This window comes from Nocardia vinacea (genome assembly GCF_035920345.1).
Classification (GTDB): domain Bacteria; phylum Actinomycetota; class Actinomycetes; order Mycobacteriales; family Mycobacteriaceae; genus Nocardia; species Nocardia vinacea_A.
Map to the genome: position 1 here is coordinate 4,139,124 of NZ_CP109149.1, position 11,939 is coordinate 4,151,062.

The window sequence follows — 11,939 nt, forward strand, 5'->3', positions numbered from 1 at the left end:
TACTTGTATTGAAAATCATTTCCATCATAAGGTATCGCGCCATGGATGTCCTATTCGCCCCATTCGAGGTTTCGTTCGTGCAGAGAGCGATGTGGGGCGGCCTGCTGGTGTCCTGCATCTGCGCGCTGGCCGGGACCTGGGTTGTGGTGCGCGGGATGGCATTTCTGGGGGATGCCATGGCGCACGGGATGCTCCCCGGAGTTGCGGTGGCGTCGCTGCTCGGCGGAAATCTGCTGTTGGGCGCGGCCGGTAGCGCCGTGGCTATGGCGCTGGGAATTACTGCGCTGCAACGAAATCCGCGCTTCACCGCAGACACCGGCATCGGGCTCGTTTTCGTGGGGATGCTGGCCGCGGGGGTGATCATCGTGTCGCGCTCGCAATCCTTCGCGGTCGACGTGACCGGATTCCTGTTCGGTGACGTACTCGCCATCCGGGACCAGGATCTCGGCTACCTCGCGGCTGCGCTGGCGATCGCTGCAGTGGTCACAGTGCTCGGGCATCGCGCCTTCGTCGCGCTGGCCTTCGACACGCGCACCGCGCATACGCTCGGTCTGCGGCCGCGCTGGGCGCAGGTGGCGCTGCTGGGTCTGCTAACCCTGGCGATCGTCGCGTCCTTCCACATTGTCGGCACCCTGCTGGTGTTCGGGCTGCTCATCGCACCACCCGCGGCGGCAATGTTCTGGGCCGCGCGCATTCCGGTGATCATGCTGCTGGCGGCACTGTTCGGTGGGTTCGCGACCGTGGCCGGGCTGTTGGTGTCCTGGCATGCGGGTACCGCGGCGGGCGCGACCATTGTCGCCATCGCGGTCGCGGTGTTCTTCGCATCGGCCGCGGCCTCGTGGCTGCGCGATCGGATACGGATTTCCGGTTCCGCTATGAGCACCCTGGCGGTGCTGGTCACTGTGCTGCCGCTGGTCGGATGTGGTTCGGGCACAGGCAATTCCACCGACAGCGAGGAAACACCGCACGGATACGTGGCAGGCGCGGAGGAGACCGACGCACCGCAGACCCGGCTGGTTCTGGCCGATGCCGAGGGCGCGATCCGGGTCGTCGATCTGACCGATGAACACGTCACCGACGCCGGGCGGGTTGCCGGTGTGACCGGGATTCGAGGCGATGCCCGATTCGCGTATCTCCGCAGCGGGGAGGGGGTGCGAGTCATCGATGGCGGCGCGTGGACCGTCGACCACGGTGACCATATGCACTACTACCGGGCGGCGATCCGGGAGGTCGGAACCGTGCGGCGCAGTGGACTTTTCGCAGTGCACAGCGATCCCGCCGTGACTGCGGTCGTCACCGATTCCAGCACCCTGCTGCTCGACCGGACCGACCTGGACAGTGGCCGAATCACCGAACGCGGTGCGATCGGCGACGGGCTCGCGGTGCCGTACGCCGAACATCTCGCCGTCATGACAAAGGGGGGCAGGGCCGAGATCCGCGACCGTGACGGCAATGTGTCGGCACCGCTGCCCGAGGCCTGCCCATCGCCGCGCGGGTCCGCGGTGACCAGGCGAGGTCTCGTATTCGGCTGCGCCGACGGCGCTTTGGTGGTGACCGTATCCGACCAACAGTTCAACGCCGTGAAAATCGCCTATCCGCGACAGATTCCGGACAGCGAGCGCGCAGTCGAGTTCGCCCACCGCCCCGGCAGTACCACCCTCGTCGCGAAGGCGGGCGAACTCGGCGTCTGGGTGCTCGACATCCGCGCGCGGACATGGCGATTGGTGCCGACCGGTCCGGTAATCGCGACCAATACCGCGGGCGAGGGCAGTGTCCTGCTCACTCTGACCCGCGACGGCGTGCTGCACGGCCACGACATCAGCACTGGTGCGCAGACCGCACAGGTGCAGCTGCTCGCACCGGTACCGGACGGCGCGCCGCCGCCGGTGATCCAGATCGACACCGGACGCGCTTACGTCAATGACGCTGTGGCCCACGTCGTGCACGAGATCGACTACCGCGACAAACTCCGTCGCGCACGCACATTCACCCTCGACATCGCACCCGTGCACATGGTGGAGACGGGCCGATGAGGACCATGATCCGGGTTTGCCTGGCCCTACTCCTGGCGGCCCTGACACCGGCCTGCACGGATCAGCGCACCGACCGTCACGAAATCGTCGTCACCACAAATATTCTCGGTGACATCACCCGCACCATTGTCGGCAACACCGCCGCTGTGACGGTGCTGATGCCGCCGAACGCCGATCCACACCAATTCGCGATCTCCGCACAGACCGCAGCACGAATCGAGCGCGCCGTCCTGCTCGTACACAACGGACTCGGTCTCGAGGAGGGCGTGCTGCGCCACGTCAGCGCCGCCGAACAGCAGGGGGTGGCGTCGATTTCGGTCGGTGAGCAGGTGGATCCGATTCGCTATCGAGGCACCGACGGCGAGGGTCCGGATCCACACTTCTGGACCGATCCCAAGCGGATGCGCCGGGCGGTAGCGGCGATCAGCACCCAGGTAGCGGAAATCGATGGAATCGACGCGAATGCGGTGCGCGCCAACACCGCGCGCTACCTGGCCGAGCTGGACGAACTCGACCGCTGGATGACCGAGCGGTTCGCTACGATAGCGCCCGCCCGGCGGAAGCTGGTTACCAACCATCACGTATTCGGTTACCTGGCACAGCATTTCGGATTCGAGGTGGTCGGCGCTGTCATCCCCGGCGGCTCCACCCTCGCCTCACCGAGCGCCTCGGATCTAGCCGAACTGGCCGGAACCATCCGAACCGCGGGCGTTCCCGCCATCTTCGCCGACTCCTCCCAGCCCGACCGCCTCGCGCGCGTCCTCGCCGAACAGGTCGGCGTGCAGGTGCAGGTCATCGCGCTGTACTCGGAATCGCTTACCGAACCCGACGGCGGGGCGGCCACCTACCTGGACATGATGCGCGCCAATACCGAGGCCATCGTGCGCGGGTTGGCAGCGTCCTGACCGAACTTCGAACAAGAGAAATGGAGCAGCACATGCGGTTACGAGCACGCGGCGCGGTGGCCCTGTCCGGACTATTGGCGTCGGTGGTCGCCCTCACCGGTTGTGGCACAACCGGGAGCGACTCGGATCATCCGACGATCATCGATCCCGTCGCGATCACCTATGACGGCGGCATCTTCCTGCTGGACGGAAAATCCCTCGCCATCGCCGAGGAGCTGAAGCTCGACGGCTTCAACCGCCTCAACCCGGCAGGCGACGACCACCACGTGCTGGTGTCGACGAAGGACGGCTTCCAGGTCCTCGACGCCGTCCACGGCGAACTGACCGACATCACCTTCCCCGGCAGCAAACCCGGACATGTGGTGCGCCATGCCGGAAAGACCGTCCTATTCGCCGACGGCACCGGCGAAGTCACCGTCTTCGATCCACATCAACTCGCCGGCGGCAAGCCACAGCCGGAGATTTATCGAGCGCCTGCCCCGCATCACGGAGTGGCGATCCAACTGTCCACCGGGGAACTGGTCGTCACCCTCGGCACCGAGGACAAGCGCACCGGCATCGCGGTGCTGGACAAGAACCGCAAGGAGATCGCCCGCAACGAGGACTGCCCCGGCGTGCACGGCGAATCCACCGCGCAGGGCGAAGCGGTCGTCATCGGCTGCGAAACCGGCGCTCTCATCTACCGCAACGGCACCATCACCAAGGTGACCGGCCCGACCCCGTACGGCCGCATCGGCAACCAGGCAAGCAGCGATGCCTCGCCGATAGCGCTCGGCGACTACAAACAGGACAGGGACGCCGAACTCGAACGGCCACAGCAGATTTCGCTGATCGACACCCGCAGCGGCAGCCTGCGGCTGGTCGATATCGGCACCAGCTACACCTTCCGCTCCCTGGCCCGCGGCCCGCAGGGCGAGGCATTGGTGCTCGGCACCGACGGTCGCGTGCACGTCATCGACCCGGTGACGGGAACCGTCACACGCACCATCCCGGTCACCGGCACCTGGGAGGAGCCACTGAGATGGCAGGAGCCGCGACCGGCGATCTTCGTGCGCGGCAACGATATCTACGTCTCCGACCCGGCCACCAAACAGGTCCACCGCATCGACCTGACCACTGGCGCAATCGCCGCGACCACCACACTGTCCGCTACCCCCAACGAACTCAGCGGCGTCCGCGCCAACTGACCACACGCCGGTCCGTCCGCACCGATTCGCCCGGGATGTTCCCGCACACCGATTCACGCGCCACGCACGTTTTGGCCCCGCGATTACATGCGCGGCGTGCCAAAAGGTGCGCGGGGACATCGATCCCCTCTGCGCGACCTGACAACACCGCTACCGCCCGCCCCGGGCGCGACCCCGATAACCGTCGCGGGCCATCGAGCCGTCCCGATCCGCGAGTCCTCCCGGTAGCTGTTCGGTGCTCGTGCGATCCAAAACATATCCAGTCCGCGGGCGAGATCGGCACAGCCCTGGCCGATCTCGCCTCGGAAATATCCAGCTCAGTACCGAGTCCCTCGGATCAGGCACGAACGTGTAGTCCGAACCCGGTGCGCCCCTTGGGTTCCAGACCTTCGCGCAGGCGCAGGGCGGGCATTTCGTAGTCGCCGCTGTTCTGGGTGCGGAAGGCGATGGGGTCGGTCTGTTCGATCGACAGTAGGCGCTGCTCCCAGGCCTTGGCGGTGTCGGTGAAGTCTTCGGCCGAAAGGCGATCCGTGCCATAGGTCACGAATGGGGGCAGCACGTCCATGCCGGGGTAGTAGAAGATGCCGTGCTGGATCGGGAAGAGGAGATCGTCGATGGGGCCGTTGATGCCGCGATCGGTGTAATGCGGTTCGCGGCCGCCGATCGTCACCGACAGCATGGCACGCTTGCCCGCGAGGGTGCCCTCGCCGTAGCGGTCGCCGTAGCGGGTGTCGCTGTGTTCGCCTACGCCATAGGCGAAGTGGTAGGTGAAGACCCGGTCGACCCAGCCCTTGAGGATTGCGGGCATCGAGTACCACCACAGCGGGAACTGGAAGATCACGGTATCGGCCCAGAGCAGTTTTTCCTGCTCGGCCGCGATATCGGCGGTGAGTGTGCCGGTGTCGTATGCGTGGCCGGAGTCTTCGACGACCCGCAATCGGTCACTCGTCTCACCGAAATCATCGGCGTCGACCGTTGGCTTCCATCGCATCGCGTACAGGTCGCTGATCTGCACCTCGTGCCCGGCGTCGCGCAGAGTGGTCACCGCGATGTCCTTCAATGCGCCGTTGAGTGACCGCGGTTCGGGGTGGGCGTGGACGATGAGTGTCCGCATGGGCTGCTCCTTCACATCGGATGTGATCGATCTTCGGCGTCCGCGCGGCCGCCGTTCAGGGACGCTTCTTCCATCGGACGGGACTTCCTGGTACCGGCAGGACCACCCTCGCCACGCGAAGCCGTGGCAATACTGGAGGGATGGACGAGCTCAGCGACTTCCTGCGCACGCGGCGGTCCCGGGTGGATCCCGGATCCGTCGGCATCGCGACCGATTCACGCCGTCGCGTGGCCGGATTGCGCCGGGAGGAGGTCGCGCATCTGTCGGGGGTGAGCGTCGATTACTACGTGCGTTTGGAGCAGGGGCGGGCTCGGCAGCCGTCCGCGCAGGTCCTCGATGCGCTGGCCCGGGTGCTCGGCCTCGATGAGGTGGAGCGCGAGCATCTGCATCGGCTGGCCCGCCGCCCGCAGCGCCTGGCGAAGTCGGCACCGAACGTTCGCATCCGCCCCGGTTTGCGGCGGGTGCTGGATCTCATCCCCGACGCGCCCGCATTCATCGTCGATCACCGCCTCGAAGTGATGGCAGGTAACCGGCTCGCGGAGTTGCTCTACGGGCACAGTCCGATGAAGGGCCTGAATACCGCCCGGCATATCTTCCTGGACGACGACGGCCGCTCGCTCTACGCCGAATGGGAGGTCTGCACTCGCGATGTCGTCGGCCACCTGCGCCTGGCCGCGGGCAAGTATCCCGACGATCCGAAACTGTCGGCCTTGATCGGCGAACTCGCCGTGCACAGCGACCGCTTCCGCAAGCTGTGGGCCCGCGCCGACGTCCGGTCGCGGACACATGGCCGCAAGGCCTTCGCCCATCCGCTCGTCGGCGCCCTGGACCTACACCAGGAAAACTTCGCCCTGCCGGAGGAAACCGGCACCGAACTGGTCATCCTGTCCGCCGAACCCGGCACTGAATCCCACGACAACCTGCGCATACTGGCCAGCCTCGGTGCCACGGATGCCGCGGTTGCGCCCGACCGGCGCATGACATAACCCTAGCGAACGTCATGTTCATGTAATACGGTGAATCGGGGGCCACAGGAGAACCGGGGCCGCTGATGACCATCGAACGCAACATCGTCACCGATTTCAGCTCTCGCATGAGCTACGGCGCGTACCTGGACCTCGACACTTTGCTGAGCGCGCAGCATCCGGTCAGCCGACCGGAGCAGCACGATGAGCTGCTGTTCATCATCCAGCACCAGACCACCGAGCTATGGCTGAAGGTGGTACTGCACGAATTGCGAGCCGCGCGTGCGGCTTTCGATGCCGACGACATCGGCGTCGCACTCAAATGCATTGCGCGGGTGAAACATATCCAGAAGACGCTGACCGAGCAGTGGTCCGTGTTGGCGACGCTGACGCCCACCGAATACGCGCAGTTCCGTGATTTTCTCGGGAACTCGTCCGGCTTCCAGTCGTACCAGTACCGTGCGATCGAGTTCATTCTCGGCAATAAGAATGCGGCCGTACTTCGGGTGTTCGAATCCGACCCCGTGGCGTACGAAGAGCTGGCCACGCTCCTGCGGGAACCGACCCTCTACGACGCGATCTGGCGTCACCTCGCCCGTACCGGGCTCGCGGTGCCGCGCTCGGCGCTGGAACGCGATGCGACCGAGGCCCACGAGCTCGACCCCGAACTGCTAGCCCTCGTGCAGTCGATTTACGAGGCCCCAGAAGAACATTGGTCCATATACGAGACATTCGAGGAACTGGTCGACCTGGAGGAGAACTTCCAGCTGTGGCGCTTCCGGCACCTGCGCACCGTGCTGCGCGTCATCGGAAGACGAAGCGGAACAGGTGGATCCAGCGGTGCCGGATTCCTGCAACGTGCACTCGAGCACACCTACTTCCCGGAGCTGTTCGCCGTCCGCACCTGGACTGGACACTGACGAAATCAGCGGATATTCCGGACGAGCCGTGTCGAGTCGCCGCTCGACACCTGACCTCGACCTCGACCTCGAAGGGATACCCGACACGCGATGACCACTGACCAACAGGCGCTCGCGTCCGCGGTGCTCGATGACTTCGATGCACGCCCCGGCAGCGCGACCTCACTTACCCGCACGGTGCTCGGCGCGTATATCCGCGACCTCGGCGGCTGGATCGCGGTGGCCGATTTCACTGAACTGCTTGCCGTGCTCGGCATTCCGGCACCGAGCACGCGCACCGCGATCACGCGCCTGAAGAGAAAGGGCGTGCTGCACGCCGAAAGCCGTAGCGGGCGTGCGGGTTACGCGCTGACCGACGCTGCCTTGGCCATGTTCGCCCGCGGCGACCCAAGAATCTTCGGATTCCGCCAGATGACCTCGGGCGATGCGTGGCGGCTGCTGTCGTACGGCATCCCGGAGACCGAACGCGCTGCGCGACACCAGCTTCGGCGACGACTGTCCGCGATCGGTTGCGGCACAGTCGCGGCAGGTCTGTGGATCTACCCGGAGTACCTCGCGGCCGAGGCATCCGCCATCGTCACAGCCTTGCACCTCGACGACTACGTGACCTCGTTCCGCGCAACCGACCCCGCTGTGCCCGGCAGCCTTCGGGACGCGGCCGCACAATGGTGGGACCTCGATGCCCTCGCGGCGGCACACCGAACCTTCTACCAGCGGCACCGCAATATCCTCGACCTCGACGACACGAGCGACAGAAATGCCTTCGTGCACTTCACCCTGATGCTCGACGAGTGGCGGATAATCCCCTACGTCGATCCGGGATTGCCCGACGAAATCCTGCCCACCGACTGGCCGGGCCCTGCCAGCGTGCACCTATTCGCAGACGCCCGACGGCGGTATCTGGAACCGTGTCGCCAGTGGGTACGAGCATTCATCGGTGGTTGAGCAAAGCACCGCCACGCGCTGGCACATCAACTCGGTCGGATCGACGGCCTTCGCCACCTGCAGCGGGGGCAGGAGCGATGCGATCGCACCCACCACGGCAATAGCGGTGCAGACCCACAGCATCGTGGCAAACCGGCAACGAACAGGATCAGCACGCCGCCGGCGTCTTCTTGCGACCGAGCAGTCGCCGAGCGAACCGGCAGGCAGGGCCGGGTACGACGTGGAGCGCGGACACCCCCGAGCGGACAGCGACTCGCCCAGGCCGTCGACTTGTTCGACTTCGTTCAGCAGGATCTGTACGGCCGCATCGCCCGTTGGCGCGAACACCAGCGAAAGGCGCAACAGCACTAGGGCTAGGCTGCTTGCGGTAGGTGAGAAAGCCGAACGGAGAGGGCTGATATATGGCGTCCGCAACAGCATCCGCGCAGATCGGGGTTACCGGCTTGGCGGTCATGGGTAGCAATATCGCCCGGAACTTCGCCAAGCACGGCTACACCGTGGCACTGCACAACCGCAGCATCGCCAAGACCGACGCACTGCTGGCCGAACACGGCGGCGACGGCAACTTCGTGCGCACCGAAACGATCGAGGACTTCGTCGCAGCGCTGGAGAAGCCGCGCCGGGTGCTGATCATGGTCAAGGCGGGCGATCCGACCGACGCCGTCATCGAAGAACTCGCCGCCGCCATGGAGCCCGGCGACATCATCATCGACGGCGGCAACGCGCTCTACACCGACACCATTCGCCGCGAGGCCGCCATGAAGGCGCGCGGGTTGAACTTCGTCGGCGCGGGCATCTCCGGTGGTGAGGAGGGCGCGCTCAACGGGCCGGCGATCATGCCGGGCGGCCCCAAGGAATCCTACGAATCCCTCGGTCCGCTGCTGGAATCCATTGCGGCGCAGGTGGACGGCACGCCGTGCTGCACGCATATCGGCCCCGACGGCTCCGGACACTTCGTCAAGATGGTGCACAACGGCATCGAATACGCCGATATGCAGCTGATCGGCGAGGCCTACCACCTGTTCCGCGACGCGCTCGGCTTCGACGCCAAGCAGATCGCCGATGTGTTCACGCAGTGGAACTCCGGCGAACTGGAGAGCTACCTCGTCGAGATCACTGCCGAGGTGCTGAACCAGGTCGATGCGAAGACGGGTCAGCCGCTGGTGGATGTCATCGTCGACGCGGCCGAGCAGAAGGGCACCGGGCGCTGGACCGTGAAGTCCGCACTCGATCTCGGCATCCCGGTCACCGGCATCGCGGAGGCGGTCTTCGCGCGGGCGCTGTCGGGCTCGCGGGCGCAGCGTAAAGCCGCGGTCGGGCTCGCCGCTGGCAAGCTCGGCGAAAAGCCCACGGACGTAGTGCAATTCACCGAGGACATCCGTCAGGCGCTCTACGCGTCGAAGATCGTCGCGTACGCCCAGGGTTTCGATCAGATCGCTGCGGGCAGTGCCGAATACAACTGGGACCTGCGTCCCGGCGACATGGCCACCATCTGGCGCGGCGGCTGCATCATCCGAGCCCGCTTCCTGAACCGGATCAAAGAGGCATACGACCAGAACCCGGAACTGCCGAGCCTGATCCTCGCCCCGTACTTCCGCGAGGCGATCGAGACGGCCATCGACAGCTGGCGCCGCGTGGTCGCCACCGCCACCCTGCTCGGCATCCCGGTGCCCGCGTTCGCATCCTCGCTCTCGTACTACGACGCCCTGCGCGCCGAACGGCTGCCCGCCGCCCTCACCCAGGGCCAGCGTGACTTCTTCGGAGCCCACACCTACGAGCGGATCGATGCGCCCGGCAAGTACCACACGCTGTGGAGCGGCGACCGCAGCGAGGTTTCGGCCGACTGATTCGAGCGCCGTCCCAACTCTGGGAAGGCTCGACAATGGGGCACCGGGCTTCCCGGTGCCCCGCGCTCGAATGAGGAGGACTGTTTGGCGGACGAACCACGCGAACCAGCCGCCGAGCAGCGGCTCGCCGATGCGCTGAAAGCGCTCGGACCGACGGGCTGGCAGCAAGCGGATGCAGTATTCGCGGTCACGGTGGCGGGGGAAGTCGGGCAGCTCGCGTACTCCGTCGGCGATCAGGTAGTTCCGCTATCACCCCCGGAGTCGGTCCTCACGCTGGTCCGGGAACTGCGCACGCTCGCGGCCCGATCCAATGGCGGACCATGGTGGCGCATGCTGGTCGTACTGGCCGAGTCCGGCGAGATAGATATCGATTACGACTATGGCGAGCAGCCGTTTCCGCCCGGACAGTTGTTCGCTCCGGAGGCGTATCGCGCCGACCTCGAGGCTTATCCGCGCGCCAAGATCCCGGTGTGGATGGGCGCCTACATCGGCCACGGCGACCGTCAGCGGCGCACTCCGCAACAGGCCGCCACCCAGGCGCGTGGCGATCGATCCCGCCAGGTATGGGCGACGCTGGCGGAATACGAATTTCCCCCGTTCCCGCAGATGTGGGCGCGCTGGGCGACGATCGCCGCGGCCTTTGTCGCGGCCGGGTCGGATCACGGCCCTCGCATGCAGCCGTGGACGGGAGTTTTCGACGGCGCGGGCTTGGACGGGTCGACGTTGCATGCGCTTCCGGCCGGGCGGGCGGTGCTCTCGGGCGGGGTGTGGAATGCACCGACCCTGGACGCGGTCTACAACGGCGGCGAGCCGATGCCGAATCTCTATGCCGGTGCGCCGGATTGGGTGGCCGATCCGGTGCTCGACCCACGTGCCGCATCGGGTCTGCTGTCGTTCTGCTACTGGTGGGAGGCTGGGCGCTGGTACCGCGGGGCGTCGCCGGCGGCGGAGGAGTGCGCCGTGGCGGTCCCGGGGGTGTGGACCAGGGAAACGGTGCTGGGGATCGTCGCCGACCTGCTCGGCACAGAGCCGAATCCTGGTGCGCGCGAAGCGATTCCCGCGCTGCTGGCCGCGGCCGAGGGTGGCAGGGTCACGCACCGGGAACTGGTCGAGGTTTTCGGCGAGGATGGCCGGTTCGATATCGACGGTGCGCTCTATCAGTACTCACTGGCCGGATTGGCGCCGCCGACGCTGGAGCCGATACCCGCGGCGGAGGCGATCTCCCGGGTCCGCGATTACATCACCGGGCGGGTGCTGGACACCACGGGATATCCGCTCGAGCAATTGGTCGCCGAACGAATCAGCGTCGGCTGGATGGTGCATGTGCCGGTGCCCGCCGGGATGGTCGCGACCGATCGGGCGATCTTCTACCTCGGCGACGACGGTCTGCTGGAGCAGTCGTCGTCGTCCATCGATCCGCCGGTCTACATCGCCGACTTCGAACGGCGATACGCCGAACGCCACGGCTGATCCGGACCGGAGGAAGGTAGTCATGGACCGTTGGGAACGAGAAGGACTGCGCTCGGCCAACTTCGGGATGCGCAATCAGGTCGAGAACATTCTCGACGCACTCACCGAGCAACGCGCCCACCGAGCCGAGGTCCAGCGGGAGTTGGACACCGCGCGGTGCACCGCGACCTCGGCGGATGGTCTGGTGGAGGTGACCGTCGACAACTCCGGTGTCCTCATCGACGTGCGGTTCACCGCGGACGCCGCGCGCAGTACCGCCGACCAACTGGGCCGGTCGGTCACCGAGGCCGGGCGTGCGGCGGCCAGTCGCATGCGGGAGCAGACCACACAGATTCTGGCCCCGGTTGCCGCGGCCGTCCAAGCGATGCCCGACCTGCCCGACCTGGTGCTCGGCGCGTCGAGCCTGCGCGAGCCGGTGGAAGCCGAGAGCCGCAACGAAAACCCGGACAATTATTCCCAGCGTTGAGAAGGCTCGCCGCGCACGCAGTAAGATTCTTCGCCAGGCAAATCGCCTTCTCGGTTTCGCTGGTGAGGGTTGAAGGGTGACCGGGTA

11 protein-coding genes are annotated in these 11,939 nt (G+C 66.2%); 9 read left to right on the forward strand and 2 right to left on the reverse strand.

Annotated elements, in window-relative coordinates:
• The first annotated feature begins 77 nt into the window (after window positions 1-77).
• Genes aztB through aztD form a run of 3 tightly spaced genes read left to right on the forward strand, consistent with a single transcriptional unit; the run spans window position 78 to window position 4,125 of the window.
• Window positions 78-2,033 (forward strand): zinc ABC transporter permease AztB, encoded by a 1,956-nt coding sequence (gene aztB / locus OIE68_RS19435; RefSeq protein WP_419150718.1) that lies wholly within the window; start codon window positions 78-80, stop codon window positions 2,031-2,033.
• Window positions 2,030-2,938 (forward strand): zinc ABC transporter substrate-binding protein AztC, encoded by a 909-nt coding sequence (aztC, locus tag OIE68_RS19440; RefSeq protein WP_327100776.1) that lies wholly within the window; start codon window positions 2,030-2,032, stop codon window positions 2,936-2,938. The genes aztB and aztC overlap by 4 nt, the downstream gene beginning before the upstream one ends.
• Window positions 2,939-2,970: 32 nt before the next feature.
• Complete coding sequence (gene aztD / locus OIE68_RS19445) at window positions 2,971-4,125, forward strand: zinc metallochaperone AztD (RefSeq protein ID WP_327100777.1); 1,155 nt, start codon at window positions 2,971-2,973, stop codon at window positions 4,123-4,125.
• Window positions 4,126-4,462: 337 nt separating this feature from the next.
• Here aztD and OIE68_RS19450 read toward each other — a convergent pair whose 3' ends face one another.
• Window positions 4,463-5,239 carry an NAD(P)H-dependent oxidoreductase gene (locus tag OIE68_RS19450; protein ID WP_327100778.1) on the reverse strand — a complete coding sequence of 259 codons (777 nt, stop codon included), beginning with the start codon at window positions 5,237-5,239 and terminating at the stop codon, window positions 4,463-4,465.
• Between the two features lie 140 nt (window positions 5,240-5,379).
• Between OIE68_RS19450 and OIE68_RS19455 the strand changes: the two genes are divergently transcribed.
• From OIE68_RS19455 to OIE68_RS19465, 3 genes are all read left to right on the forward strand, one after another.
• Entirely contained in the window at window positions 5,380-6,225 is an 846-nt protein-coding gene (locus OIE68_RS19455) for a helix-turn-helix transcriptional regulator (RefSeq protein WP_327100779.1), read from the forward strand.
• A 65-nt stretch (window positions 6,226-6,290) separates the two neighbouring features.
• Entirely contained in the window at window positions 6,291-7,124 is an 834-nt protein-coding gene (locus tag OIE68_RS19460) for a tryptophan 2,3-dioxygenase (RefSeq protein WP_327100780.1), read from the forward strand.
• Between the two features lie 90 nt (window positions 7,125-7,214).
• Window positions 7,215-8,069, forward strand: coding sequence for a PaaX family transcriptional regulator C-terminal domain-containing protein (locus tag OIE68_RS19465; protein ID WP_327100781.1), 855 nt, complete (start codon window positions 7,215-7,217; stop codon window positions 8,067-8,069).
• On the opposite strand, the gene OIE68_RS19470 is transcribed toward OIE68_RS19465, so the two are convergent.
• Complete coding sequence (locus tag OIE68_RS19470; RefSeq protein WP_327100782.1) at window positions 7,998-8,417, reverse strand: hypothetical protein; 420 nt, start codon at window positions 8,415-8,417, stop codon at window positions 7,998-8,000. The two genes, OIE68_RS19465 and OIE68_RS19470, sit on opposite strands and share 72 nt — an antisense overlap.
• 53 nt (window positions 8,418-8,470) lie before the next feature.
• Between OIE68_RS19470 and gndA the strand changes: the two genes are divergently transcribed.
• The 3 genes from gndA to OIE68_RS19485 all read left to right on the forward strand — a co-directional run bounded on the left by gndA (window position 8,471) and on the right by OIE68_RS19485 (window position 11,852).
• Complete coding sequence (gene gndA, locus OIE68_RS19475) at window positions 8,471-9,916, forward strand: NADP-dependent phosphogluconate dehydrogenase (RefSeq protein ID WP_327100783.1); 1,446 nt, start codon at window positions 8,471-8,473, stop codon at window positions 9,914-9,916.
• Between the two features lie 84 nt (window positions 9,917-10,000).
• Window positions 10,001-11,386, forward strand: coding sequence for a hypothetical protein (locus OIE68_RS19480; protein WP_327100784.1), 1,386 nt, complete (start codon window positions 10,001-10,003; stop codon window positions 11,384-11,386).
• 22 nt (window positions 11,387-11,408) lie between these two features.
• Window positions 11,409-11,852: a YbaB/EbfC family nucleoid-associated protein gene (locus OIE68_RS19485; RefSeq protein WP_327100785.1), complete on the forward strand. Its 444-nt coding sequence runs from the start codon at window positions 11,409-11,411 to the stop codon at window positions 11,850-11,852.
• Window positions 11,853-11,939: the final 87 nt, after the last annotated feature.